This window comes from Halomonas qinghailakensis, assembly GCF_025820815.1.
In the GTDB taxonomy this organism is placed as follows: Bacteria; Pseudomonadota; Gammaproteobacteria; order Pseudomonadales; family Halomonadaceae; genus Vreelandella; species Vreelandella qaidamensis.
Window position 1 is genome coordinate 1,038,499 of the sequence record NZ_CP096973.1, and the last position, 25,036, is coordinate 1,063,534.

Below are 25,036 nucleotides of genomic sequence, written 5' to 3' on the forward strand. Positions count from 1 at the left end.
TAGATTAAAGGCGACACCTCGAGGTGGAATGCTTGTCAGTTAAGCTTGCGATAAGTGGGCTTAGAAGGAGACCGTATCGGATACCGACCCGGTCTCCTTTTTACTGAAGTCATCCGAGGTGAAATCCTGAAGAGCTTCCAGTGCCTGGCTTAAGAACATAAAAAAACCCGTAGTCAGTAAACCTGACTATGGGTTTTGAAGGCTCCGAAAAAATCGGTCAGCCGATCATATTAATTTTCTTAACTGATCGGCATTACGCCATGGCGTGATTTTTTGCAAAACACATTGTGTGTATGCAATAGCGCAAATCCGTTAGGATTAGCCGCGCTTAACAGCAGCGCCAAAACGCTTGTTAAAGCGTTCTACACGGCCACCAGTGGTCGCTTGCTTCTGCTTACCAGTGTAGAACGGGTGGCAGTTGGAGCACACGTCCAGAGAGAAGTCCTGACCAGAGGTAGAACCAACCTGGAAGCTTGCACCGCAAGAACAGCTAGCGGTGACCGTGTTGTAATTCGGGTGGATACCTTGTTTCATCTTGAGCCTCATGAGCTGTATGCCGCCACCTGATCCGTTGCCAGGCACCGCATACGGGTTTGAAAAAACTGCTAACCGGTTAACCGCTCCATCCTATAGATTCAGAGCGGCCGCGCATTCTAGCAAACTAAACGCCGGAGGCCAATTGTCCGACTCTGTTTCTACCCAGGCACGCCCTCAAGACGCGACGTCATCACCTTTTCAAGTATTAAAGGTCGCACTGCCATCGCCGCTGCGACGATTATTTGACTATTTGCCAACACGCCAGCCTCCCGCGTGCGGCTGGGTGGTGGGTCTTAGAGTGCGCGTACCCTTTGGCCGCAGAGAAGTAGTCGGCGTGGTGGCAGAGCTTGCCAACGGCAGTGAATTGCCTCGCACAAAGCTACGTGCTATCAGCGAGGTGCTAGACGACGCCCCACTGCCCAACGACTGGCAGTGGCTATGCCATTTTGCCGCCCGCTATTACCAGCACAGTTTAGGCGACACGATGCAGCTAGCCATGCCCGCCCGGTTGCGCCAGGGCCATCCCATGGGGGGAAGAATGCAGACGCTGTGGCTCCCGCTGTCACGGGGTGATGAACTATCGCTTCAGCGAGCACCCAAGCAAGCCGAGCTGTATGCCCTGCTGTGCCAGCACCCACACGGGCTGGCTAGCCGGGCAGTCACTGCCCATGGTTTTACCCGGGAGCAACTTCTAGCTTTGCAGAAAAAGGGCTTCGCCCAACCCCAAGAAACCACATTAGCCGCAACACCGCCCGCTGGCGGCAACTTGCTGGCCTCGCCATCGCTTCCGCTGAATAGAGAACAAGCCTCGGCACTTGCTGTATTGCATGAAAAACTCGAAAACTACCATCCTTGCTTACTTGAAGGCGTGACTGGAAGCGGTAAAACTGAAATTTACCTTCAGCTAATTGAAGCCCTCGCCGCTAAGGGCAAACAGTCACTGGTACTGGTGCCTGAAATAGGCCTCACGCCGCAAACCCTAGCGCGTTTCAAGAGCCGCTTTAGGGTACCGGTCATGGCGCTGCACTCGGGGCTTACCGACTTGGAGCGACTGGATGTATGGGAAGCCGCTGCCAATGGCCGCGCACTCGTCATTATTGGCACCCGCTCAGCTATTTTTACTCCGCTCAAAAACCCAGGCGCCATTATCGTTGACGAAGAGCATGATGGTTCTTATAAACAGCACGATGGGCTTCGCTACAACGCTCGAGATTTAGCCGTTGCCAGGGCTCACTACCACAATATTCCCCTGCTATTAGGCAGTGCCACGCCCTCCTTCGAAAGCTTGCAGCAGGCGCTTTCAGGAACGTATCGTCATCTGCGGCTTACCCAGCGCCCTAGCCGTCACCCGCCTGCCAGGCTTGAATTGATTGACCTACGCCACCAGCGGCGCCAAGGCGGGCTTCTGCCTGGCGCTATCACCGCCATCAAAAACACCTTAAAGGCAGGCAAGCAGGCACTGGTGTTTATCAACCGGCGGGGGTTTGCACCAACGCTTGCCTGCCATAGCTGTGGCTGGATAGCCGAGTGCGGGCAATGCGATTCACGCATGACGCTGCACCGGCAGCCGCCACTACTAGCCTGCCACCATTGTGATAGTCGGCGCGCGCTGCCAGACGCTTGCCCCGAGTGTGGCAGCGGTGACCTGCGCGCTCTGGGCAGCGGCACCGAACGCACCGAAGAAACGCTTCAAGGCTTGTTCCCAAACGTTACTGTGCACCGTATTGACCGCGACAGTACACGTAAAAAAGAGAGTTTTGAGCAGATACTCAAGGAGATTCAGCGGGGCGAGCCTTGCTTGCTTGTTGGCACCCAAATGCTCGCTAAAGGCCACCACCTGCCCCATGTCACGCTGGTGGTGGTGGTCAATGCCGATGGCGGCCTCTATGCTGCTGACTTTCGCGCCATGGAACACAGCGCGCAGTTGCTCGAACAAGTCGCCGGACGCGCTGGGCGCGCAGCTCATCCAGGACGGGTTTTGGTACAAACCCTACACCCCGATGACCCGCACCTGGGCCAGCTTGCTGAGCATGGTTATGGCGCACTCGCACGCAGCTTATTAGAAGAGCGCCGTATCGCAAAACTGCCGCCTTTTTGCTTTATGGCCCTGCTACGCTTTGAAAGCCCTAACGAAGAAGCTGCTATCTCTTTGGCTCAGCAAGCTGCTCTGGCTCTACGGGAATGGTTAACAATGGTAAATCTAGCGGTTCGCTGTTTAGGCCCTGTTCCTGCCCCCATGGAGCGCCGCCAAAACCGTTATCATATACACATCATGCTGGCAGCGGATAAACGTAGCCAGCGTCACACGGCAGCTAACTGGCTGGTACAGTGGTTAGAGGCAAACCGAGACGCTCGCAAAGTACGTTGGTCAATCGATATTGACCCGCAAACTCTTGCGTAAAGATAGGCGTATTAGAGGCAACCGGCTCACCCTGTAACGGAATACGGCTTTGAAACTGCGCGCCAATTGCCGATAATGACCACTTTGCCGCTACTTGATATGAGCGCACGCACACGCCGCCACCGACGACATCCGGATATTTAAATGAAAGACACCATTATTACTTTGCTAGAAGGCGCAATTGACGCGCTTAAGCACCAAGGCGTGCTGCCCGACGATCTACAGCCGACGATTAAAGTTGATCCGACCAAAGATAAAGCCCACGGCGACTACGCCACCAACCTAGCCCTTATGCTGGCAAAGCCTGCAGCAAAGAAACCTCGCGAGCTTGCCGACCTATTGGTTGCCGCCCTACCCGCCAGCGATGCCATTCAAAAAACCGAGATTGCAGGCCCTGGTTTTATTAATTTTTTTGCCGCTACTGATGCAGCCGCGCAAATTGTTGCTCAAGTGCTCGATAGCGGCGATGCCTTTGGACGCAGCCTGATTGGCAAAGGTGAGAAGGTTCAGGTGGAGTTTGTTTCTGCCAACCCGACAGGGCCACTGCACGTTGGCCATGGTCGAGGCGCAGCAATAGGCGACTGTATTTGCCGCCTATTGGAAGCCACGGGCTACGATGTGACTCGCGAATTTTATTACAACGATGCCGGCGCTCAGATCAAAAACCTAGCGCTGTCTGTCCAGGCTCGCGCCAAGGGCCTTGGGCCCGATGACCCAAGCTGGCCAGCAGACGGCTATCGTGGTGAGTACATTGTTGATGTGGCTAATGATTATATGGCTGGCAAAATGGTGACAGCCGATGATCGTGAAGTCACTGCGAAAGCAGATGCTAATGACCTTGATGCCATTCAAGCCTTTGCTGTGGCTTGGCTGCGCCGTGAACAAGACTTAGACCTGAAAGCATTTGGCGTTGAATTTGATGTCTACTTCCTTGAGTCATCGTTGTATCAAGATGGCAAAGTTGAAGCGACCGTCGAAAAGCTCGTTGCTAATGGCCATACCTACGAAGAAGATGGCGCTATGTGGCTGCGCACGACTGCCTTTGGCGATGACAAAGACCGAGTAATGCGTAAACGGGAAGGAGGCTATACCTATTTCTTGCCGGATGTGGCCTACCACCTGAATAAGTGGCAGCGCGGCTTTAAAACCGTGATTAATGAGCAGGGTGCTGACCACCACTCCACGGTTACTCGTGTTCGTGCAGGCTTGCAGGCACTGGAAGTTGGCATTCCAAAAGGCTGGCCCGACTATGTCCTCCACCAAATGGTCATGGTGACCCGCTCAGGCGTAGAGGTAAAACTGTCCAAACGTGCTGGCAGCTATGTCACCGTGCGCGACCTGATTGATGAAGTTGGCCGTGATGCTACCCGCTTCTTCCTGGCGGCCCGCCGAGCGGATTCACAGCTCACGTTTGATATTGACCTGGCTCGCTCGCAATCGAACGATAACCCGGTTTATTACATCCAATACGCCCATGCACGGGTATCTAGCATGCTGCGTAAAGCCGAAGATGCAGGCCAGCCCTTCAACCACGGTGTTGCTCTAGCTAATCTTGCGTTGCTTGATAGCGACCAGGAAAAGGCCGTGCTTAACCGCTTGGCACGCTACCCAGAAGTGGTTGAGAATGCTGCCAAAAATCGCGAACCGCAGCAGGTTGCTCAGTACTTATTGGATCTTTCAGGGGATTTCCACACCTGCTACAACGCCGTTAAGGTCATGGTCGAAGATGACACTCTGCGCAACACACGCTTAGCCCTTGGTTTAGCAACCAAGCAGGTGCTACGCAATGGGCTGGACCTTATGGGGGTTAGCGCCCCAGAGGAGATGTAAGCGATGGCGAGCCCTAAAGAAAAGCCTAACCGCCGAGGTGCAACCACTCAGCGTAAAGCCAGCAAACGCTCAGGGGGTGGCGGTTTCAAAATTCCCGGCTGGCTTTGGGGGATAGCAGGCGTAGCAGCAGGCTTTTTTCTGGCACAGCATCAACATGGCACGGCCCCCTGGCAAGCGCAGGAAGACACACCCCAAGCAACGGTGTTACCCAAGCCTGCCGATAGCGATGAACGTAGTGCAGCGCGCCAAACAGAGAGCGTTACCGAACCGGCTATGCCCACGTTTGAGTTTTACACGCTGCTGCCAGATACGGAGGTTATTGCTCCAGGTGTGTCGCTACCATCAACTGTAAACCGTCCTGAAGCGGCAGCACAGCAGGCTCAAACGGCCTCAAGTAATGACGACACGGCAACCAGCGAAACAACGACTAGCAACGCCAGTGCGCGTCAAAACGATGATCCTATCGCACAGGTTATTGCCGCTAACATGCGCCCTGAAGAGCAAGTGGCTGCGGCTCAGCAAGCAACGGCTAGCCCCTCTAGCACACCTAACCGCTATATGCTGCAGGCTGCCTCATTTCGGGAATTAAGCGATGCCGAGCAGCTGCGCAGTCGTCTACGCAATTTAAGTCTGCTTGCCCAGGTTAGCGAAGTGAAGGCCAACGGCGATACCTGGCACCGCGTTCAAGTAGGCCCTTATGAAGACACCCGTGAGTTAAATCGCGCCCAGGATTTGATGAGTACACAAGGTATTGAGCCTCTACTGATCCAATTACAGAACTAGCCAATCCAAAGAACTAGCCTATCCACAGAGCTGCGTTAGCTACCTGTAACGCTAAACAAATAACGACAGGCAACTCTAAACAACGGCTAGGCGGGCTTTTATTTTCATAAACACCGTTTAAAAAACACTTTATCTGAAGGCTTTACTTAGCGGGCGGTTGATTTTTTATCAGCCGCCCGCATTTTGTTGTGAATCGCCTTTTTTGCGGTCGCGTGACGTGACCGATCAGTCATCGGGAGCTTATGCCTCCCCCAAGGAGTTATCTCCATGACCACTATTGTATCCGTACGCCGTGGTAACCACGTTGTTCTGGCAGGCGACGGCCAAGTATCGCTGGGCAACACCGTAATGAAAGGAAATGCCAGTAAAGTACGTCGTCTTTACCGTGGCAAGGTGCTAGCAGGCTTTGCTGGCGGCACCGCCGACGCCTTCACGCTATTTGAGCGATTTGAAGCGCAGCTCGAAAAATACCAAGGGCACTTAACCAAAGCCGCCGTTGAGTTGGCAAAAGACTGGCGTACCGACCGAGCGTTACGCCGCCTGGAAGCACTACTGGCCGTAGCTGACCACAGCGCCTCACTGATTATTACCGGTAACGGTGATGTGGTTGAGCCTGAGCGCGGCATTATTGCGATTGGCTCTGGCGGCAACTTTGCCCAGGCAAGCGCCCGTGCGTTGCTGGAAAACACTGAGCTTTCTGCGCGTGAAATTACTGAAAAGTCACTCGAAATCGCCGGCGACATCTGCGTGTTTACCAATCACCACGTGACGCTCGAAGAGCTGAACATCAACGACCGTTGAGGCCCCTTTTTATGACCCAGATGACCCCCCGCGAAATCGTCCATGCCCTGGATCAATACATTATTGGCCAGCAGGATGCCAAACGCGCCGTCGCTATTGCCCTGCGCAACCGTTGGCGCCGCATGCAGTTAAACGATGAGCTACGCCCGGAAGTGACGCCAAAAAATATTCTGATGATTGGCCCTACCGGCGTGGGTAAAACGGAAATTGCTCGTCGCCTTGCCAAACTGGCCAGAGCACCCTTCATCAAGGTCGAAGCCACTAAATTTACTGAAGTGGGCTATGTGGGCCGCGATGTTGAGTCGATTATTCGCGATTTGATGGAAGCTGCGATCAAAATGGTTCGCGAGCACGCTAAGGAAGAAGTTGGCCATCGCGCTGAGGATGCCGCTGAAGACCGCGTTCTAGATGCATTACTGCCGCCGCCCCGTGGCCAGGAAGATAAGCCTCGGGAAGATAGTGGTACGCGTCAAACCTTCCGCAAGAAGCTGCGAGAAGGCCAGCTGGATGATAAAGAGATCGACATTGAAGTCTCTTCACATGGGCAAGGCATCGACATAATGACGCCGCCTGGCATGGAAGAGATGACCAGCCAACTACAGAGTCTGTTCTCTAACATGGGTCAACAAAAGCGTGAGCAGCGCCGCGTGACCGTTAAAGAAGCGCTGGTGTTACTACGCGACGAAGAAGCTAGCAAACTGGTCAATGAAGAAGAGATCAAAGCTCGTGCTGTCGAAGCCGTCGAGCAGCACGGCATTGTGTTCTTGGATGAGATCGATAAAGTTGCCAAGGGTAGCGGTCAGTCCAGTGGCGGTGAAGTCTCTCGTGAAGGCGTGCAGCGTGACCTGCTGCCGCTGATCGAAGGTTCTACCGTCTCGACCAAATACGGCATGGTCAAAACAGACCATATTCTATTTATCGCTTCCGGTGCCTTCCACCTGTCGCGTCCCTCGGACCTTATTCCTGAACTACAGGGACGCTTGCCGATCCGTGTAGAGCTAGACGCGCTGACACCTGGCGACTTCAAGCGCATCCTCACTGAGCCATCAGCGTCACTTACAAAACAGTATCAAGCGCTGCTGGCCACTGAAGGACTAGATATTGAGTTCACCCCTGACGGTATCGAGCGCATTGCCGAAATTTCCTGGCAGGTGAACGAAGGCACTGAGAATATTGGTGCTCGCCGTCTACACACCGTGCTGGAACGGTTGCTAGAAGAGGCCTCGTTTAAAGGTGGCGATATGGATAGCCCGCTGGTCATTGATGCCGATTACGTCAATGCCCAACTGGGTGAGCTAGCAGTAGACGAAGACCTATCGCGCTATATTTTGTAAACGCGCTTATATCGGTATAGTCCGCAGCAGCTTGCCCGCTTTTTACACACGCAAATGCTGCTGTTCAGGCTACGCTGCGGCTAACGTTGCGCACGAGAACAACACCCCTGTTGCTCGTGCTTGATCGACGTCCTGTCGATCAAACGTTAGCCGTGGCGCTTGCCTTCACGCATTCGCTAAAGCGTAAATAGTCGGTCAACCCGTTTTAGCTCAATATCGTAAAAGGTGACGTCATCAATGAACGCTCCTATTTCTACGAATGCCCCCACCCCAACGCGGGTTCACTACCATAAACAGGCTCGCGAGCTAGAGCTTGGCTACGCAAACGGCGAAAGCTTTCGGCTGCCGGTTGAGTTTTTGCGAGTTTACTCACCGTCAGCGGAAGTACGTGGCCATGGTGGCGACACCGCCGTATTGCAGGTAGGTAAAAAAGATGTCGGCCTGCAAAACATTACCCAAGCCGGTAATTATGCGCTGAAGCTGCATTTTGACGATGGCCATGATAGCGGCCTGTATAGCTGGAACTATCTGTACGATTTAGCCCAGCACCAATCAGACTACTGGCAAAACTACCTGCAACGTTTAGAAGAGGCAGGGGCTTCCCGCGAGCCCGCCAGTATTCAATTCAAACAGCTGTGACCCTGCGACTCAGGTGAAGCGCAGACAAATCAGGGGTGAGAAGGCTACAATGTCGCTAACCATTTATTGCGACGACCTTTTGGTCGATTATTACCGCCTCGAACTCGGGAGCTAAAGCCCCATGAGCCCCACAGAAAAACGCACCACCCATTTTGGCTATCAAGAAGTGTCAGTTGACGAAAAAGCCTCTCGCGTCGCTGATGTGTTTCATTCGGTAGCTGCCCGCTACGACATCATGAACGACTTGATGTCGATGGGTATTCACCGTGTTTGGAAACGCCTTGCTATTGAGCGCGCAGGCGTTCGCCCTGGCCACCATGTCCTCGATATTGCTGGCGGCACCGGCGATTTAACGCTCAAGTTCTCCCGCCTCGTCGGCCCTCGGGGCAAAGTCGTGTTGGCCGATATTAATGCCTCCATGCTCAGAGTAGGCCGCGACAAGCTGATGGACAATGGCGTTGGGGGCAACGTTGAGTATGTGCAAGCCAACGCGGAATGCCTGCCATTTCCCGATAATAGTTTTGATTGCATCACCATTGCTTTCGGCCTGCGTAACGTCACCGATAAAGATGCTGCTCTGCGCTCAATGACACGGGTACTAAAACCGGGCGGGCGCTTACTGGTACTTGAATTTTCCAAGCCCAACAATGCGTTACTATCGAAAGCTTACGATGAGTACTCATTCCGCTTGCTACCCAAAATGGGCGAGCTAGTGGCTGGCGATGGTGAGAGCTACCGCTATCTTGCCGAGTCGATTCGCATGCACCCCGATCAGGAAACCTTGAAGGCCATGATGGAGAGTGCCGGCCTGGACCGGGTGGAGTACACCAACCTGACCGGCGGTATTGTTGCCCTTCATCGTGGCATTAAATTATGACGTCAATGACTAAGAGGTCAGCATGCTAGTCACCCCGACCCTATTGCTGGCCGGATGTGAACGCACGTTGAATGCCCTGCTTGCCCGCGACCCAGCTGCGCCTGGGCGACTTGCGGCGTTAGCGGGTAGTCGACTATTGGTCAGGCTAGAAAAGCCTCATCTCCAGTTGGTGCTCCACTATCATCACGCTGGCATTGATCTGCTACGCGGTGATGATCTAGACGAAACCGATGTTGATGCCATCGTTGAGCTTACCCCAGAAACACTCTCTGAATGGCTCAGCGGTGCTTCTGTCGAGCGACTGATGTTTGATGGCAAGCTTTCCGTACGCGGTCGCATCCATCTACTGGAAGCCACCCGAGACCTGCTATTTGACTTGGATATTGACTGGGAAAGCGAGCTAGCGCGCTGGCTAGGCGATATGCCCGCCCATTCACTGGCCGAAGGCATCCGCCGCGCCGCTCGTTGGGGGCTAAGAGCAAAAGACGAACTGCTGCAAGACGTTTCTGAGTATGTCTTTGAAGAAGCGCGTTTGCTCCCTGGTCGTCAGCAGCGCGATGTGCTGCGTGACCATTTAACGGAGCTTGAGATCGCGACCGACCGTCTTGAAGCAAGACTTAACCGTCTGCATAAGCGCTTGACGCAGTTGACGGCCGACCCGTCACTAAATAAGCAGTTACACTCTGAGGAGCCGCACTGATGAGCCTGCGGTTATTGAAGATTTCTTGGATAGTGGCTCGCCATCGTTTAGATACGCTGATCCCCGCTGAACGGCTTCCGCTCTGGATGCGTATCTTAATGAACTTTTCACCTTTTAAGCTTTTTCCGGTGGGGCAGCGTAGTCGCGGCGAGCGATTGCGCCTAGCTTTAGAAGCGCTTGGGCCGATTTTTATTAAATTTGGCCAAATGCTCTCGACCCGTCGAGACCTATTGCCTGAAGACATCGCCGATGAATTAAAACGCCTGCAAGATCAAGTGCCGCCCTTCCCCGGCGAGTTAGCCGCCGCACGGGTTGAAAAGGAACTTGAAATGTCACTCGCCGAGGCATTTGCCGCCTTTGATCGCACCCCCCTCGCCTCTGCATCGATTGCCCAGGTGCATGCAGCCACGTTACATAGCGGTGAAGACGTGGTCGTCAAAATTATTCGCCCAGGCATTGACCGCATTATGCGACAGGATATGGCGCTGATGTATCAAATTGCCAAGCTGCTGGGTAAAGTACCGGACGCCAAACGCCTACGCCCGGTTGAGGTCATCCGCGATTACGAAGCCACTTTGTTTGACGAACTTGATCTCTATAAAGAAGCGGCCAATACATCGCAGCTCAAGCGTAATTTCAAAGAGTCACCACTACTGTTCGTACCAACGATTTACTGGCCTTACACTCGTCGCCACGTCATGGTACAAGAACGCATTCGCGGCGTGCCTGTGGCCGACCTAGACACGCTTATTGCCCGAGGCACCAACCTCAAAAAGCTAGCTGAACGCGGCGTTGAAATCTTCTTCACTCAGGTCTTCCGCGACAACTTTTTCCATGCCGACATGCACCCCGGTAACATCTTTGTTAACTGCGATGACCCTGAAGACCCACAGTACATTGCGATTGATTGCGGTATTGTGGGCAGCCTTACCCGCGAAGATCAGGACTACCTGGCGCGTAACTTGCTGGCGTTCTTCCATCAGGATTATTACGAAGTAGCCGCGCTGCATATCGAGTCTGGCTGGGTCGGTGAAAACACTCGTGCCAACGAGTTTGCAGCCGCAATCCGTACTGTGTGCGAGCCAATACTTGAAAAGCCGCTTAAAGATATTTCGTTTGGGCAGGTGCTGTTAGGGCTGTTTCAAACCGCACGGCGATTCAATATGGAAGTACAGCCACAGCTAGTTTTATTGCAAAAAACGCTGCTTAACATCGAAGGGCTGGGCCGCCAACTTTACCCCGACCTAGACTTGTGGAGTACTGCTAAGCCCTATCTTGAAAAGTGGATGAAAGAGCGCGCAGGTATTGGTGGCTTGTGGGAGTCGCTTAAACGCCAAGCACCAGAGCTTTCTCACCAATTGCCTGAACTGCCGGTATTAGCCCATCAGGCTCTGAGCCGTATGGAACACGAGCACCGTCAGCGCCATCAACAGGTAAGCTCTATTAGCGCGGTTCAACAGCAATTGACGCGCCAACAAAAACGTCATTACCGTTTACGCCTCGGCTTGATTTTGATTGCCATTGCCCTGGCTTGGCAGCCGCTTATCGGATGGGCAGCGACTCAAGAGTGGCCCGTATTAGCGGCGGCGGGCGTAGGCTTACTGTTGTTATTGTGGCAATAACAAAGGCTTAGCGATAATGATAAACATCATAGCGCCGAAAATGCTGTGCCAATTGATAAAAGGATGTTTATGACTGATCCTACCCAAAGCACATATGTGCTAGATGCACTCGCCGAGGTCTTAAAGCAGCGCCGCCATGCTGATGCAGAAGATTCTTATGTTGCCTCCTTGCATCACAAGGGTTTGAACAAGATACTCGAAAAGGTTGGCGAAGAAGCAACCGAAACGGTGCTGGCTGCTAAAGATGCCGAACACGGTAATGATCAACAGCGTCAAGCGTTGATCGCTGAAACCGCCGACCTGTGGTTTCATAGCTTGGTGATGCTGTCGCACCTTGATCTTGATCATCAATGCGTTTTAGATGAGCTAGCACGGCGGTTTGGTATTTCTGGCCATGATGAAAAAGCGTCCCGTACACAACGTTAACCTGTCCCAATGAGGAAATGCATATGTTAGGTGGTATCAGTATTTGGCAGTTGCTGATTGTTCTGGGCATTATCATCCTGATTTTCGGCACCAAGAAACTGCGTAATGTGGGCACCGACTTAGGTGGTGCAGTCAAAGGCTTTAAAAAAGCAATCAACGAAGAAGAGAAAGATGCTGACAAAAAAGATGCCGACCAACCTCAGGCAAAGGTAAGCCACGAAGAGGCTGGTAACACCTACGATGTTCAAGCAGAAGAGAAACGTGCAGCCGAAGGGCGACCCACAGAACGTAACGAAGAGCGCAAATAACCCATGCTGGATATCGGCTTTCTTGAACTAATGCTGATTGGAATCGTCGGGCTTCTGGTGCTTGGCCCGGAACGCCTGCCAAGAGCCGCTCGCACAGCAGGCATGTGGATCGGTAAAATCAAGCGAACGGTATCCGGCATGCAGCGCGAAATTAGCGCCCAGCTGGAAGCAGAAGAGTTACGTCAAAAACTCAACGAGCAGCAAAAAAAGCTCGATGACAGCCTGAAGAAAGCCAAACAGGATGTTGAGGGCATTGTCGAACCGTCCGCTTCTGCTGCAAAACCTTCTTCACACTCTACGTCGTCTGACAGCCAAAATGATACCGAACAGCGGGTTGCTAACGCCAGCGCACGTCTAGACGATGCTTTGCAGACGGTACGTGAAGAAGCGCCAGCCGCGTCTACATCGACATCTTCATCACCCGCCACCTCAACGCCCCACCAAGCTACTTCCGATGAGCTACGTGCGGTCAATGCGAGTAACGAAGCGTCTAGCCAGGCTAATTTCCAGGCGGATGTTAACAAGACAGATAGTAAAAACACAGATTGTAAAAAGGCAGATATTAAAAAGGATAGTAATCACCAATGAGCATGTCTGGCGATTCACATGAACCGCGTAATGAACAAGCCCAAGCGCCTCTTATTGAGCACTTAATCGAACTACGTACGCGGCTAATGAAAGCAGTCGTAGTCATATTAGTCGTGTTCCTTGGTCTTTACGCCTTTGCCAATGATATCTATAGCTTTGTGGCTGAGCCCTTAATGGCACTTTTGCCGGAAGGCTCACAGATGATCGCTACCGAGGTAGCCTCGCCTTTCTTGGCACCCTTTAAGCTCACCTTGGTAGTGGCCGTCTTTATCGCTATTCCCTTTGTGCTACATCAGGCATGGGCCTTTGTGGCACCAGGGCTGTACGATAACGAGAAAGCACTGGCGATTCCTATTTTAGTTTCAAGCATAGCGCTGTTTTACGCAGGTGCGGCCTTTGCTTATTATGTGGTCTTTCCGCTGTTATTTGAGTTTTTCACCCAGACCGGGCCGGAAGACGTTGCCGTAATGACCGACATTAACCAGTACCTTAACTTTGTACTGAAGCTGTTTTTCGCCTTTGGCGTTGCCTTTGAAATCCCCATCGCAACGTTTCTGCTGATACTGTCTGGCGCGACCACGGTCGAAAGCCTTTCCAAAAAGCGCCCCTACATTATTTTAGGTTGTTTCGTGGTGGGCATGCTGCTTACCCCTCCCGATATTATTTCTCAAAGTCTGTTAGCCATACCGATGTATCTACTTTATGAAGTGGGCCTACTGTTTGGCAGATTGGTACGCCGTAAGGCAAAGGCAGATGACGCTGAGGAACAAGAGACCTAAAAGCACTATTAAAGATACACTGCTCAAAAAAAGCCTCTGCCATTGAAAAATGACAGAGGCTTTTTGCTCTTCATACGAGAGGCTTTTTGCCCTTCATACGCATAGTTCGGTTACCTAGAGAGCACTAGCCCATCATTTCATCCATGCGGTCTACCAACTTAAAAATACCTGTGGCGGCCTCGCTGATACGGGTGGCAAGCATATAAGCAGGCGTTGTGACTACCCGGTGCTCATGATCCACCACGATCTCTTCAACGCCGCAGCTACGATGCAGGCCACCCATCGCACTAATAGCACCTGAGACACCCGGATCATGGCCAACAGTAACGGCCACACCCTCGCCCAAAAGGCGTGGCACCAGAACCGGTGCAATACACATCAGACCAATGGGCTTTGCCTCTTCTTTAAAACCTATCAGTGCTTCTTTTACGCTCTCAAGTACCTGCATGTTGTCACCCTGATCGGCAAAATCAGACAGGTTTTTAGCGACACCAAACCCACCAGGCACAATAACCGCATCAAAGTCGTTAGCGTCTAGCTCAGTAATTGGACTAATATCACCACGAGCAAGGCGCGCTGACTCCTGCAGCACATTTCGCTGTTCACCATCTACAGGCTCTTGAGTTATATGGTTAATCACATGGTGCTGAGCGACATCCGGCGCAAAGCAACGATAGCCAATCCCCAACTGATCAAGGCGCAGCAGCGTTAACGTTGTTTCGTAGATTTCAGAGCCATCAAAAACGCCGCAGCCTGCTAATACGATTGCTACCTGTTTTGTCATACTTATCTCCTTATTGTAGCGCTTATTATCGCGGTTAAATCGTCGCCGCTTTGCGTCGCCGAGCAGCTCACTTTAGTCAGTCTATAAAGCCACTACAAGCCAGCTATCACAAGCTCGCTTTCGCTGTAGTACAAGACTGATATACTCACATTAAGCCTTTTAGGGCATCCACTTTGTGACTGTTTGGAGAACGCCGTTGAACACCTCTGCCCCCCGCCACTTCCCTGCTACACGACTACGCCGTATGCGACGTGACGATTTCTCCCGTCGCTTAATGCAAGAGTCAACATTAACGCCCAATGATTTGATTTTGCCGGTTTTCGTACTCGAAGGCGAAAATCAGCGTGAAGCGGTTGCCTCTATGCCTGGTGTTGAGCGTCTTTCCATCGATCTGTTGATTGAGCAAGCACGGGAAGCTTATGCGCTCGGCATTCCCGCTTTAGCTCTATTCCCTGTTATCGGTGCAGAGCAAAAAAGCGAGTTGGCAGAAGAGGCTTATAACTCCAGCGGCCTTGTACAGCGCAGCGTGCGGGCGCTAAAAGAAGCGCTCCCTGAGCTTGGCATTATTACCGATGTGGCTCTTGATCCGTATACCAGCCACGGCCAGGACGGCATTCTTGATGAGCATGGCTATGTGCAAAACGATCGTACGGTAGACACGCTGCTCAAACAGGCGCTCTCTCATGCCGAAGCAGGTGCCGATGTAGTAGCGCCTTCCGATATGATGGACGGTCGTATCGGTGCCATTCGCCAAGTGCTAGAGCAGGAACACCTGCATAATGTGCGCATTATGGCGTATAGCGCCAAGTATGCCTCTAAATATTATGGCCCCTTCCGCGACGCCGTGGGCTCTGCCGCCAACCTTGGCAAAGCGGATAAACGCACTTACCAAATGGATCCTGCCAATAGCGATGAAGCGCTGCATGAAGTCGCTATGGATATCGCCGAGGGTGCCGATATGGTGATGGTGAAACCCGGCATGCCTTACTTAGATATTGTACGTCGTGTAAAAAGCGAACTTCAGGTACCTACGTTCGCTTACCAAGTGAGCGGCGAATACGCAATGCATCGCGCCGCTTTCGATAATGGCTGGCTTGAGGCTGAACCAGTGATTCTTGAATCACTAATGTGCTTCAAACGAGCAGGAGCCGACGGCATCTTGACGTATTTTGCGTTAGAAGCTGCACGCTTGTTACAACGATAAAATAACGTCTTACGCTTTAAAGATGACAAACAGGTGACACCTATTTGTCATCTTTTCCCGGCATACTCCCATTAACAATAGTTATCAACGATAGTTATTAACAAGAGCTATCAGGCTATGATGGGTATGAACCACCACCGGGGGCAACCATGGACGATCAGTCAATAGATTCCACTCCAGCAGTTTCAAACGAGCCCACCAGTGGCGAAGGTGATATTTTACCATTGCGCATTAATCGTACGCCTACTGGCGTTCACGCCAGAGAATCGCACTCAGAAGCTGACTTGGATGACCCTCAGCTTTATTTCAATCGTGAACTGTCCCATCTGCAGTTCAATATTCGCGTACTTGAACAAGCACTTGATGATGCGCATCCGCTACTCAATCGGCTGATGTTTTTGCTGATATTTTCATCCAACATGGATGAGTTTTTTGAGATCAGGGTTGCTGGGCTTAAACACCAAATGGCACTAGGTGACGATACCACTGCCGCCGATGGTCGCTTGCCTAAAGCTTTACTAGCTGAAATTTCCGAAATCGCGCATCAGCAAATTGCACGTCAATACCAGATATTAAATGATATTTTGCTGCCTGCCTTAGAAGCGCAAGGCCTACGTTTCCGTCGTCGCGATCAGTGGACCGACGAACAAAAAGCCTGGGTACATGCGTTCTTTGATAATGAAATCATGCCGGTGATCAGCCCTATCGGCCTAGATCCTTCGCACCCATTCCCACGGCTAGTTAATAAAAGCCTCAACTTCATTGTTGAACTAGAAGGAAAGGATGCCTTTGGTCGCGCTGGTGGCATGGCAATCCTTCCTGCGCCTCGCTCGCTGCCTCGCTTAATGGCGTTACCAAAGGAGCTGTGCGCTGAAGGTTTTTCTGAGTATATTTTCTTATCGTCGATGATTCACGCCCATGCCGAGGAACTATTCCCCGGTATGCGTGTGCGCGGTTGTTATCAGTTCCGGCTGACCCGCAATGCCGATATGACCGTCGACCCCGAAGAAGTCTCAGATCTGGCATCTGCGTTACGTGGCGAACTATTGGCGCGTCGCTATGGTAGTGGCGTAAGGCTTGAGGTTGCCGACAATTGCCCAGATGACTTAACCAGCTTTTTATTACGTCAGTTTGAATTAGAAAATAGCGATTTATACCGTGTCCAAGGGCCGGTGAATTTGACTCGCATGATGGCTGTATTGGGCGATGTCGACCGCCCAGAGCTACTTTACCGCCCTTATTCGCCTAGCGTGCCAAAAGCACTGAAAGGCGGCAGCCTGTTTAGTGCGATTGCCAAAAGCGATATTTTGCTCCACCACCCGTTCCAGTCCTTTTCGCCTATCGAAGATTTACTGCGCGAAGCCGCCCGCGACCCCGACGTACTGGCCATCAAGCAGACGTTGTATCGCACTGGTGCTGATTCAACAATAGTCAGCGCGCTAGTCGATGCCGCTAGCCAAGGTAAAGAAGTTACCGTAGTTATTGAGCTACGGGCACGGTTTGATGAGGCGGATAATCTACAGCTAGCATCGCGCTTGCAAGAAGCTGGCGCCATTGTGATTTACGGCATTATGGCCTATAAAACCCACGCTAAAATGCTGCATATTGTGCGGCGTGAGAAAGGCGAACTGCGCCACTACGCACATTTAGGCACTGGCAACTACCACTCTAAGACCGCAAAACTGTATACCGATTACAGCCTACTGACCGCCAATAAAGCGCTATGCGCCGATGTACATAAAGTCTTCCAGCAGCTTTCTGGCATGGGCCGCGCGCGTAAGATTGATACGCTGTTGCACGCGCCCTTTACACTTCACGAGCGCTTAGTCGAAATGATTGATCGTGAAGCTCAGGTGGCGCTTAGGGGTAAGCGTGGGCATATTATTATTAAGTGCAATTCACTCACCGAACCCAAGCTTATCAAGGCGCTATATCGTGCATCTCAAGCAGGCGTCGAGTGTGACCTGATTATTCGTGGTATGTGTTGTTTGAAACCCGGTGTTGAGGGTATATCAGATAATATTCGCGTAAGGTCGATTATTGGTCGTTTTTTAGAACATACCCGCGTTTTCCACTTTCACAACGACGGCAAATCAGAGACCTGGTGCTCAAGCGCTGATTTTATGTCACGCAATATGTTTCATCGCGTAGAAACCTGCTTTCCGCTGCTGGATAAAAAGCTGGCCACGCGGGTGCGTAAAGACTTGGAGACCTATCTAGTCGATAATTGCCAAAGTTGGCTGCTTAAAAGCGATGGCAGTTATCAGCTACAAGACCCTGGCAATGGTGACGCGATTAGTGCCCAGGAAACGCTGCTCTATGCCTATGCCTCAAAAAGCTAGCCATCACCGCTAGATACACAATAAGCCCCGTTGCCTGTTGCAGCGGGGCTTAATTAAATGGCAATTAGCTATGTAGTCAGAATTAGCTTTTGGCACCCATACTTACTTATCTAGCGGATGATCGGTTAATGCTGGTTCTACCACGTTACGCTTATCGTCTTTACGCATAACGCTCACGCAGTTGATTTGCAGCTTCCACCATATTAGCCAATGCAGGCTCCACTTCTGCCCAGCCACGGGTTTTCAGACCACAATCAGGGTTTACCCATAGCCGCTCAGCAGGAATTTTTTCCAGCGCTTTTTCCATCAACGCCACCATCCATGCGACATCTGGAATATTGGGCGTATGGATATCATAAACTCCTGGCCCAATTTCGTTCGGGTAAGCAAAATCCTGGAAAGCGTCCAGCAGTTCCATATCGGAACGTGAGGTTTCAATGGTGATCACATCCGCGTCTAGCGCGGCGATGGCCCCAATGATGTCGTTAAACTCCGAGTAGCACATATGCGTATGAATTTGGGTGCTGTCTGCAACGCCTGCAGCGCTTAGCTGGAAGCTTTCTACTGCCCAATCCAAATAGGATTGCCACTCGTTCTGCCGCAGCGGTAAGCCTTCACGTAGCGCGGGCTCGTCAATTTGAATGATCTGAATACCCGCTTTTTCCAAATCGACAACTTCGTCACGCAGTGCCAGCGCAATCTGACGGCAGGTGGTTGCGCGGGGCTGATCATTACGCACAAACGACCATTGTAAAATCGTCACAGGCCCTGTCAGCATGCCTTTCATGGGTTTTTCGGTGAGCGATTGAGCGTATTCACTCCAGCAAACGGTCATTGGTTTGGGGCGAGAAACGTCACCGAAAATAATCGGCGGTTTTACGCAGCGGGAGCCATAGCTTTGCACCCAGCCAAAGCGCGTAAAAGCAAAGCCATCAAGTTGTTCACCAAAGTACTCCACCATGTCGTTGCGCTCGGCTTCACCGTGAACGGGCACATCTAGACCAAGCGCTTCCTGGCGCTCAACGACATATGCGACCTCTTCGCGCATACGCGCTTCGTAATCTGCCTGGCTCAGCTCACCGGCTTTAAATGCCCGACGGGCGGCGCGTATTTCACCTGTTTGCGGAAAAGAGCCAATGGTGGTGGTGGGAAACAGTGGCAGTGCAAGCGCTCGACGCTGAGACACGCTGCGCTGGGCATAAGGCGACTGACGCTGACTATCTTGAGCCGTTATCGCCGACAAACGGCCACTCACGGCAGGCTGATGAATGCGACGCGATTCCCGGCGCGTATCCAAGGCACGCGTTGCCTCACTCACCCGCTGTTCATCAACCGGTGTGGCTCGGTTATCAATCAGCCGGGTAAGAGTCACTACTTCATCCAGTTTTTGACGCGCAAATGCCAACCAGCTGGTTAGTTCACTATCCAGTTCAGTTTCTTGAACCAAGTCTACCGGCACATGCAACAATGAGCAGCTGGGTGCCAGCCATAGTCGCTGCCCTAAACGTACTTTTAGGGGCAGCAGACGCTCTCTTAGGGCCGCCAAATCAGCACGCCAAATATTACGCCCATCCACCAAGCCAATCGAAAGCACTTGATGAGGGCTTAAACGATCAACCACGCTCTCTACCTGTTCGGCTGCACGCACAGCATCAATATGCAATCCCGCTACTGGCAGGCGTGTCGTAAGCGAAAGGTTATCACCTAACCCACCAAAGTAAGTGGCAACAAGCAATTTTAGCGGGGCGGATTGTAGGCGATGATAAGCACGCTCGTAAGCCTGTTGCCACGCTAAGGGCAGGTCTTGCACCAAAGCAGGCTCGTCTAGCTGCACCCACTCAATGCCTTGTGTCGCTAAGCGTGAAAGAACTTCGCTGTATACATCCAGTACACTATCCAACAAGCTCAGCCGATCGAACTCACCACCTTTGGCTTTACCCAACCACAGCCAAGTGAGCGGGCCAGTCAGCGTCACTTTCGGCGTAAAACCTGCCTGTAAGGCCTCATTAACTTCGTTGAATAAGCGGTCAGATGCTAAAGTAAACGCCTGCCCATCATGCAATTCAGGGACTAGGTAATGGTAATTAGTGTCAAAATACTTAGTCATTTCACAGGCGGCGGCAGGCTCACCGCTTGGGGCTCGGCCACGGGCCATACGAAAAGCGGTATCTAAATCAACGTTGCCTTCACTCACTTCGTGCTGCGCATTAAAACGTGCGGGGACCGCTCCCAGCATGACGGAAACATTAAGTACTTGGTCATAAAACGCAAAATCGCCAACGCTGACAAAGTCGAGGCCAGCGTTTTGCTGGGTCTGCCAGTGAGAGAGCCTCAATGCCTGCCCTGTTGTTTCAAGCTCGTTCCGTGAGATGTCTCCTTTCCAATAGGCTTCGGTGGCTTTTTTAAGTTCGCGCTGAGCGCCAATCCGGGGATAGCCGAGAATATGAGAAACTGTCATGATGGAACCTTTAAACATGAATGATTTCGCACAGTCTGCTTATCTTAAAATCATGAATCAAACTAAAGTTTTTAATACAAAACATGAAAAATACTCACAATGATTGAATTACGCCATTTGCGCACGCTGCTCGCCCTGCGGGAAACCGGTTCTTTAGTGGAGGCTGCAGAGCGGGTTCACCTAACCCAGTCGGCGCTTTCCCATCAGTTAAAAGATTTGGAAGGCCGCGTTGACAGCGCACTGTTTGTACGTAAAACACGCCCAGTGGAATTCACTAGAGCGGGGCTTCGCCTGTTGGCACTGGCAGATGAGATTTTGCCTGAAGTACGTAAGGCTGAGCGTGACTTAGCGCGCTTGGCAGGTACGGAGCAGGGTCGGCTGCATATGGCCATCGAGTGCCACAGCTGTTTCCAATGGCTGATGCCAACCGTGGATTACTTTCGCGATCACTGGCCAGAGGTCGAAATTGATATCCCCAGTGGCCACCACTTCGACCCGCTGCCTGCCCTTGCTAGAGAGCAGTTAGACCTGGTGATCACCGCCGATCCTCAGCCATTGGAAGGAGTACACTACGCGCCGCTGTTTCGTTATGAAGGTCTGCTAGCGGTTGCTCGGCAGCACTCTTTTGCAGGCCGTCCGTTTATCGAACCAAAAGCATTAGCCGAGGAAACACTAATCACCTATCCGGTCGAACACGCTCGGCTGGATGTGTTTACCCAATTTTTGGCTCCCGCCAATGTTCGACCAAAAGAAATCCGCACTGCAGAGCTCACCATCATGATGATGCAGCTCGTTGCCAGCGGTCGAGGCGTCTGTGCACTGCCCAACTGGGCACTCACCGAGTATTTAGAGCGGGATTATGTTAGCGCCGTAAAACTGGGCGAGAACGGCATTTGGAGCACGCTTTATGCCGCTATTCGAGAGGAGAATTTAGAAGCGCCTTGGATGCAGGACTTTTTGCGCACCGCTAAAGAGACCTCATTTGCAGTGCTATCAGGCATTAAGCCGGCGACTCGCGACGAGGAATCAGCAACGTAAAACGCGCGCCACCAAGTGTAGGGCTGGTATCAACAGTGACGCTACCCCCGTGGCCTGCCATAATTTTTTGCACAATGGACAGACCCAATCCATAACCACCAGAACTACGTGCGCGGCTATTATCGAGTCGAGCAAACGGCTTAAAAATATCACCGCGGGCCTCAGGCGGTATGCCGGGCCCATCATCTTCAATATCGATACGCACCAGGTGAGGTTCGTCACACAAACGAATCACGACGTGGGACTTGGCATGGCGGCAAGCATTGCTGACTAGGTTTTGCAGTGCGCGCTGTAAATAACGTGGCTCTGCGTAAAGTTCAACCTCTGAGTTGCTTTCTAACGTTAATGATAAACTTTGGTGAAGCGGTGACAGCGTATCAATAACGCGCTCGGCCATTGCCCGACACTCAACCAGCGCCATTTCCAACTCTACGCCATTAATGGATTCCCCTCCTAAACGCGCGTAGGTGAGAATTTCATCAACCAACTCGTCTAGCTCGGCGATATCAGCATCAATTCCCTGAAGCTGACGACGAATCGCAGGCTGATCCGTCATATCTTCGACCATTTGTACTGCAAAGCGTATGCGAGCGACCGGCGTGCGTAATTCATGAGACACCGCACGAATCATCTCTTGTTGGCCTCTTAGCAAACTTTGGACCTGATTCGCCATGCCATTAAAGGCCATGCCTACTCGACCTAAAAAATCACCGCTCTCTACTTTTACACGGGTTTCCAAACGGCCACTGGCGATTCTGGTTGCCGCTAGCTCTAAACGCGCCATGCGCGCTTCGATACTGCGCATAATTAAGTAAATAATCAGGCTGAGCACCACCATCAACCCTACCAGTAAAGGAAGGTGCAAGTTGACCGGCAGCGTATCACCGCGAGAGGTTGGGCCAGCCTGTAACCATTGGTTCTCGCCTGGCAGTTGATAAATTAGCAACAAGGAAAGCTTATCCGAAACCAAACGCGTCAGCACACCTCCTAACGCGAGCTGAAACTGCTGCTCTGAGGTGAGCCCGTGAGGGGCAGTAACAAGCAGTGAAAGCGGCCAGCTGCCAGTGTTCAGAGAAGCCAAAGCGTCAGCTCTTGCTTCAGGAGGCATACTGGCAAGCCAGTCTCCAATCAATACCATACTGCCTTGCCACTGTTGCTCACTCCACGCGGCAAACGTCGCTTCTAGCATCCACTCATCATTGGGTATGCGTTGCCGCAGCTTCCAAGGGTCTCCGGTCACTAAAACGGACCCCCGCTCGACACGCGATCGTTCAAAGTAATTCAGCTCTGCATCTTCAATTCGTTGAAGTGAGAGTTGCATGCCGAGCTGTTCTGAAAAGCGCGCAAGTGAGGCTTCTCTTTCAGCCACTTGGCTTGACGCTAGCTGCTGCGTCATTAACGACATAGGTAACGCGGCGAGTTGTTCACGATAATCTTCGCGACGAACCTGCTCAATAAAAGAGCGCCCACCCAGCGCAATAAAAAACACGACGCAAAGTGCCAAGCCCAGCAGAAGATAAAATCTCAAAAAAGAACCGTGGCCCAACACTCGCCGCATACGGTTAACCTCGCTCGATTAATTAACTATCTTTAACAAAAAGATAACCTTTGCTGCGCACCGTTTTAATGCGGTGTGGCTGATTAGGATCATCGCCTACTTTGGGACGAATACGCGATACGCGAACATCGATCGAACGATCCTGTCCATCGTATTTGATACCACGCAGCTCATTGAAAATTTCTTCGCGCGTCAAGACTCGCCCCGCGTTGCTTGCCAATAGCCACAGTAGATCAAACTCGGCACTGGTAAGGTCAATGCGCTCGCCAGAAAGCCACGCTTCGCGGGTGGCGTTATCTATCTCTAGATTTTCGAAGCGCAAGCGCATTTCACCACCGGGGGCAGGCGCATCCGCGCGACGAAGTAACGCCCGCATACGCGCTAAAAGCACACGAGGTTGAACCGGTTTAGGCACATAGTCATCAGCCCCCATCTCCAAGCCCAGCACTTGATCAAGATCATCAGTACGGGCCGTTAACATCATAATAGGGCCGGCAAAATTAGGCCGTACACGACGACAAATAGCCAAGCCATCTTCACCCGGTAGCATTAAGTCAAGAATCACCAAGTCAGGCTGAAGCGTTAAAATACGATCAACGCCTTTAGCCCCATCCGCCTCCAGCGTCACTTGAAAGCCATTCGCTTCTAGGTAGTCGCGAGTAAGCTCTGCCAAACGCTGGTCATCTTCAATAATCAACACATGATCTTGATCGGGATAATCTGGTGTTACGGCGTCTTGAGCCCCAAGCGCCTGAAATTGCTGTTCCAAGTGGTCTACCATCCTGTATGTTCACTCCGCTTAGGCAGTTTGTGTTATCACCCGCTCACCCTTACATAACCGCAGGCTGTAATATTTCCCAGGATACCTCAAAACCACTCAAACGCCTGCCCCTTGGCTATTTCCTAATCGTATATTCAATGATTTGCCTGCTAGGTACCTTGATTCTGAAGCAACCAAGCGCTAATGTGAGTTGGCTAACTGTCGGCAATCTGACAGGAGGAGGATTTCATGGGAAACAGCAAAGCCAAAAGTATTATCAAACGTGTTTATGTACCCACCCAAGTGCGCGACTTGCCTAATGGGGAAAAGCTAACGATTCCTGGGCATTACAAGGCACCTCCACGCGGGTAAAACGATTGATGCGCTCATCCACGTTGCGCTTCATTAAGTAACCTAATAGTTGGGTTACTAAAAAGGCAGCCCACCATAGTGGACTGCCTTTTATTATTTAGAGATAGCGTGTTGCTCGCTACCCTTTGGGACCAAGTAGAAACCACGCGATCAGCCCAACCAGTGGAAAAAACAATAACGCCAAGATCCACAATAGCTTTGCAAGGCCACTGGCTGAACTCTTAGCGACTTTAACAATGGCCCATATAACGATAATCAGCCAAATAAGACCCAGTAATCCACCTACTTCAATACCCATAACGACTCCTTAGCGGGTTTACTTCCATGAATTTTCAGCTAAGCACATCGTGCCGATGCCGACAAGTAAGTTTCACTCTTTAGGCAGGCTTAGCAGCATTTCTCCACTACGTATCTCAATCGTTAATAAATTAAGAAAACTCATGCCCAGCAGCACAGTGTCGTTCTCCATACCGGGGCTTATAGAGCCTTGCACATCATTCATACGTATGTTGCCTAAAACCACTTCATTTAACTGTGTCAACGTTCCCTCTGCACGCCCATTTGCAGTGTTAAACCATGCACTGCGCCCTGGCGACAACCCCAGCTCGCTAGCTAAGTTGCCGGGTACTGCAACATAGGTAGCTCCAGTGTCCAACAAAAATGTAACCGGTTTACCATTAATTTTACCTGGCGCTTCAAAATGGCCTGCACGGTTGCGCGTTAAACTAACAGGCCCATCCTCGGGAGAGGCATACATTACATGGGCATTCGGGGTCATTACCTTTTCAAAACCCCCATCCAGCAGCCATGTACCCCCGGCCAATAGTAGCATCCAAAAGAGTAGCATTAGGGCGATACCACCACGCTGCATAGCGAGGATTTTCATATGCCACCT

At 51.8% G+C, this 25,036-nt stretch carries 24 protein-coding genes; 17 read left to right on the top strand and 7 right to left on the bottom strand.

The features are described from left to right. Positions 1-318: 318 nt before the first annotated feature. Positions 319-534 carry a 50S ribosomal protein L31 gene (gene rpmE / locus M0220_RS04835; protein WP_009724828.1) on the bottom strand — a complete coding sequence of 72 codons (216 nt, stop codon included), beginning with the start codon at positions 532-534 and terminating at the stop codon, positions 319-321. 19 nt (positions 535-553) lie between these two features. On the opposite strand from rpmE, the gene M0220_RS04840 reads away from it, so the two are divergent. From M0220_RS04840 to tatC, 13 genes are all read left to right on the top strand, one after another. Further along, positions 554-2,938, top strand: coding sequence for a primosomal protein N' (locus M0220_RS04840; protein WP_264018845.1), 2,385 nt, complete (start codon positions 554-556; stop codon positions 2,936-2,938). Positions 2,939-3,082: 144 nt separating this feature from the next. Further along, on the top strand, positions 3,083-4,768 hold the full coding sequence (argS, locus tag M0220_RS04845; RefSeq protein ID WP_264018846.1) for an arginine--tRNA ligase: 1,686 nt from the start codon (positions 3,083-3,085) through the stop codon (positions 4,766-4,768). A 3-nt stretch (positions 4,769-4,771) separates the two neighbouring features. Continuing rightward, positions 4,772-5,551, top strand: a complete 780-nt coding sequence (locus tag M0220_RS04850; RefSeq protein ID WP_264018847.1) for an SPOR domain-containing protein — start codon at positions 4,772-4,774, stop codon at positions 5,549-5,551. Positions 5,552-5,818: 267 nt separating this feature from the next. Further along, positions 5,819-6,352: an ATP-dependent protease subunit HslV gene (gene hslV / locus M0220_RS04855; protein WP_030074808.1), complete on the top strand. Its 534-nt coding sequence runs from the start codon at positions 5,819-5,821 to the stop codon at positions 6,350-6,352. Between the two features lie 11 nt (positions 6,353-6,363). Next, positions 6,364-7,686, top strand: coding sequence for an ATP-dependent protease ATPase subunit HslU (gene hslU / locus M0220_RS04860; RefSeq protein ID WP_030074806.1), 1,323 nt, complete (start codon positions 6,364-6,366; stop codon positions 7,684-7,686). Positions 7,687-7,923: 237 nt separating this feature from the next. Continuing rightward, positions 7,924-8,325, top strand: a complete 402-nt coding sequence (locus M0220_RS04865) for a gamma-butyrobetaine hydroxylase-like domain-containing protein (RefSeq protein WP_030074804.1) — start codon at positions 7,924-7,926, stop codon at positions 8,323-8,325. A gap of 121 nt (positions 8,326-8,446) precedes the next feature. Then, complete coding sequence (gene ubiE / locus M0220_RS04870; protein ID WP_030074801.1) at positions 8,447-9,202, top strand: bifunctional demethylmenaquinone methyltransferase/2-methoxy-6-polyprenyl-1,4-benzoquinol methylase UbiE; 756 nt, start codon at positions 8,447-8,449, stop codon at positions 9,200-9,202. Positions 9,203-9,224: 22 nt separating this feature from the next. Then, entirely contained in the window at positions 9,225-9,902 is a 678-nt protein-coding gene (locus M0220_RS04875; RefSeq protein WP_030074799.1) for a ubiquinone biosynthesis accessory factor UbiJ, read from the top strand. After that, on the top strand, positions 9,902-11,524 hold the full coding sequence (gene ubiB, locus M0220_RS04880; RefSeq protein WP_030074797.1) for a ubiquinone biosynthesis regulatory protein kinase UbiB: 1,623 nt from the start codon (positions 9,902-9,904) through the stop codon (positions 11,522-11,524). Before M0220_RS04875 ends, ubiB begins: the two co-directional genes overlap by 1 nt. A 69-nt stretch (positions 11,525-11,593) precedes the next feature. Next, positions 11,594-11,950, top strand: coding sequence for a phosphoribosyl-ATP diphosphatase (locus M0220_RS04885; RefSeq protein ID WP_030074795.1), 357 nt, complete (start codon positions 11,594-11,596; stop codon positions 11,948-11,950). 23 nt (positions 11,951-11,973) lie between these two features. Next, positions 11,974-12,258, top strand: coding sequence for a Sec-independent protein translocase subunit TatA (gene tatA / locus M0220_RS04890; RefSeq protein WP_030074794.1), 285 nt, complete (start codon positions 11,974-11,976; stop codon positions 12,256-12,258). A gap of 3 nt (positions 12,259-12,261) precedes the next feature. Then, positions 12,262-12,846 carry a Sec-independent protein translocase protein TatB gene (gene tatB / locus M0220_RS04895; RefSeq protein WP_030074791.1) on the top strand — a complete coding sequence of 195 codons (585 nt, stop codon included), beginning with the start codon at positions 12,262-12,264 and terminating at the stop codon, positions 12,844-12,846. Further along, positions 12,843-13,625, top strand: coding sequence for a twin-arginine translocase subunit TatC (gene tatC, locus M0220_RS04900; RefSeq protein ID WP_030074790.1), 783 nt, complete (start codon positions 12,843-12,845; stop codon positions 13,623-13,625). The genes tatB and tatC overlap by 4 nt, the downstream gene beginning before the upstream one ends. A 124-nt stretch (positions 13,626-13,749) precedes the next feature. Here the strand turns inward: tatC and elbB are convergent, their stop codons facing one another. Further along, positions 13,750-14,409, bottom strand: a complete 660-nt coding sequence (elbB, locus tag M0220_RS04905; RefSeq protein ID WP_030074788.1) for an isoprenoid biosynthesis glyoxalase ElbB — start codon at positions 14,407-14,409, stop codon at positions 13,750-13,752. Positions 14,410-14,605: 196 nt separating this feature from the next. On the opposite strand from elbB, the gene hemB reads away from it, so the two are divergent. Both hemB and ppk1 read left to right on the top strand, forming a co-directional pair. Beyond that, complete coding sequence (gene hemB, locus M0220_RS04910) at positions 14,606-15,613, top strand: porphobilinogen synthase (protein ID WP_030074786.1); 1,008 nt, start codon at positions 14,606-14,608, stop codon at positions 15,611-15,613. Positions 15,614-15,762: 149 nt separating this feature from the next. Then, the gene (gene ppk1 / locus M0220_RS04915; protein WP_264018848.1) at positions 15,763-17,955 is read left to right on the top strand and encodes a polyphosphate kinase 1; all 2,193 of its coding nucleotides are present in this window, start codon (positions 15,763-15,765) and stop codon (positions 17,953-17,955) included. Between the two features lie 160 nt (positions 17,956-18,115). Here the strand turns inward: ppk1 and metE are convergent, their stop codons facing one another. After that, a complete protein-coding gene (metE, locus tag M0220_RS04920) occupies positions 18,116-20,413 on the bottom strand; it encodes a 5-methyltetrahydropteroyltriglutamate--homocysteine S-methyltransferase (RefSeq protein ID WP_264018849.1) in 2,298 nt (765 codons plus the stop codon). A gap of 99 nt (positions 20,414-20,512) precedes the next feature. On the opposite strand from metE, the gene M0220_RS04925 reads away from it, so the two are divergent. After that, the gene (locus M0220_RS04925) at positions 20,513-21,451 is read left to right on the top strand and encodes a LysR family transcriptional regulator (protein WP_030074781.1); all 939 of its coding nucleotides are present in this window, start codon (positions 20,513-20,515) and stop codon (positions 21,449-21,451) included. On the opposite strand, the gene M0220_RS04930 is transcribed toward M0220_RS04925, so the two are convergent. Together M0220_RS04930 and M0220_RS04935 are read right to left on the bottom strand one after the other, a co-directional pair. Beyond that, positions 21,414-23,009 carry an ATP-binding protein gene (locus M0220_RS04930; protein ID WP_030074779.1) on the bottom strand — a complete coding sequence of 532 codons (1,596 nt, stop codon included), beginning with the start codon at positions 23,007-23,009 and terminating at the stop codon, positions 21,414-21,416. The two genes, M0220_RS04925 and M0220_RS04930, sit on opposite strands and share 38 nt — an antisense overlap. Positions 23,010-23,031: 22 nt before the next feature. Further along, positions 23,032-23,790 carry a winged helix-turn-helix domain-containing protein gene (locus M0220_RS04935; protein WP_264018850.1) on the bottom strand — a complete coding sequence of 253 codons (759 nt, stop codon included), beginning with the start codon at positions 23,788-23,790 and terminating at the stop codon, positions 23,032-23,034. A gap of 228 nt (positions 23,791-24,018) precedes the next feature. On the opposite strand from M0220_RS04935, the gene M0220_RS04940 reads away from it, so the two are divergent. Next, complete coding sequence (locus M0220_RS04940; RefSeq protein ID WP_264018851.1) at positions 24,019-24,141, top strand: hypothetical protein; 123 nt, start codon at positions 24,019-24,021, stop codon at positions 24,139-24,141. 118 nt (positions 24,142-24,259) lie between these two features. Here M0220_RS04940 and M0220_RS04945 read toward each other — a convergent pair whose 3' ends face one another. Beyond that, positions 24,260-24,439: a PLDc N-terminal domain-containing protein gene (locus M0220_RS04945; RefSeq protein WP_030074777.1), complete on the bottom strand. Its 180-nt coding sequence runs from the start codon at positions 24,437-24,439 to the stop codon at positions 24,260-24,262. 72 nt (positions 24,440-24,511) lie between these two features. Then, on the bottom strand, positions 24,512-25,027 hold the full coding sequence (locus tag M0220_RS04950) for a retropepsin-like aspartic protease family protein (protein WP_030074775.1): 516 nt from the start codon (positions 25,025-25,027) through the stop codon (positions 24,512-24,514). Positions 25,028-25,036 lie beyond the last annotated feature (9 nt).

What these genes read in the sequence shown, in the direction of transcription:
- M0220_RS04935 (WP_264018850.1), bottom strand. Translation starts at nt 23,790, where the DNA reads ATGGTAGACCACTTGGAACAGCAATTTCAGGCGCTTGGGGCTCAAGAC.
- ppk1 (WP_264018848.1), top strand. Translation starts at nt 15,763, where the DNA reads ATGGACGATCAGTCAATAGATTCCACTCCAGCAGTTTCAAACGAGCCC.
- M0220_RS04925 (WP_030074781.1), top strand. Translation starts at nt 20,513, where the DNA reads ATGATTGAATTACGCCATTTGCGCACGCTGCTCGCCCTGCGGGAAACC.
- M0220_RS04940 (WP_264018851.1), top strand. Translation starts at nt 24,019, where the DNA reads ATGGGAAACAGCAAAGCCAAAAGTATTATCAAACGTGTTTATGTACCC.
- argS (WP_264018846.1), top strand. Translation starts at nt 3,083, where the DNA reads ATGAAAGACACCATTATTACTTTGCTAGAAGGCGCAATTGACGCGCTT.
- tatA (WP_030074794.1), top strand. Translation starts at nt 11,974, where the DNA reads ATGTTAGGTGGTATCAGTATTTGGCAGTTGCTGATTGTTCTGGGCATT.
- tatB (WP_030074791.1), top strand. Translation starts at nt 12,262, where the DNA reads ATGCTGGATATCGGCTTTCTTGAACTAATGCTGATTGGAATCGTCGGG.
- M0220_RS04950 (WP_030074775.1), bottom strand. Translation starts at nt 25,027, where the DNA reads ATGAAAATCCTCGCTATGCAGCGTGGTGGTATCGCCCTAATGCTACTC.
- M0220_RS04930 (WP_030074779.1), bottom strand. Translation starts at nt 23,009, where the DNA reads ATGCGGCGAGTGTTGGGCCACGGTTCTTTTTTGAGATTTTATCTTCTG.
- tatC (WP_030074790.1), top strand. Translation starts at nt 12,843, where the DNA reads ATGAGCATGTCTGGCGATTCACATGAACCGCGTAATGAACAAGCCCAA.
- ubiB (WP_030074797.1), top strand. Translation starts at nt 9,902, where the DNA reads ATGAGCCTGCGGTTATTGAAGATTTCTTGGATAGTGGCTCGCCATCGT.
- M0220_RS04885 (WP_030074795.1), top strand. Translation starts at nt 11,594, where the DNA reads ATGACTGATCCTACCCAAAGCACATATGTGCTAGATGCACTCGCCGAG.
- M0220_RS04875 (WP_030074799.1), top strand. Translation starts at nt 9,225, where the DNA reads ATGCTAGTCACCCCGACCCTATTGCTGGCCGGATGTGAACGCACGTTG.
- M0220_RS04840 (WP_264018845.1), top strand. Translation starts at nt 554, where the DNA reads ATGCCGCCACCTGATCCGTTGCCAGGCACCGCATACGGGTTTGAAAAA.
- hslV (WP_030074808.1), top strand. Translation starts at nt 5,819, where the DNA reads ATGACCACTATTGTATCCGTACGCCGTGGTAACCACGTTGTTCTGGCA.
- ubiE (WP_030074801.1), top strand. Translation starts at nt 8,447, where the DNA reads ATGAGCCCCACAGAAAAACGCACCACCCATTTTGGCTATCAAGAAGTG.
- hslU (WP_030074806.1), top strand. Translation starts at nt 6,364, where the DNA reads ATGACCCAGATGACCCCCCGCGAAATCGTCCATGCCCTGGATCAATAC.
- M0220_RS04865 (WP_030074804.1), top strand. Translation starts at nt 7,924, where the DNA reads ATGAACGCTCCTATTTCTACGAATGCCCCCACCCCAACGCGGGTTCAC.
- metE (WP_264018849.1), bottom strand. Translation starts at nt 20,413, where the DNA reads ATGACAGTTTCTCATATTCTCGGCTATCCCCGGATTGGCGCTCAGCGC.
- rpmE (WP_009724828.1), bottom strand. Translation starts at nt 534, where the DNA reads ATGAAACAAGGTATCCACCCGAATTACAACACGGTCACCGCTAGCTGT.
- M0220_RS04945 (WP_030074777.1), bottom strand. Translation starts at nt 24,439, where the DNA reads ATGGGTATTGAAGTAGGTGGATTACTGGGTCTTATTTGGCTGATTATC.
- elbB (WP_030074788.1), bottom strand. Translation starts at nt 14,409, where the DNA reads ATGACAAAACAGGTAGCAATCGTATTAGCAGGCTGCGGCGTTTTTGAT.
- M0220_RS04850 (WP_264018847.1), top strand. Translation starts at nt 4,772, where the DNA reads ATGGCGAGCCCTAAAGAAAAGCCTAACCGCCGAGGTGCAACCACTCAG.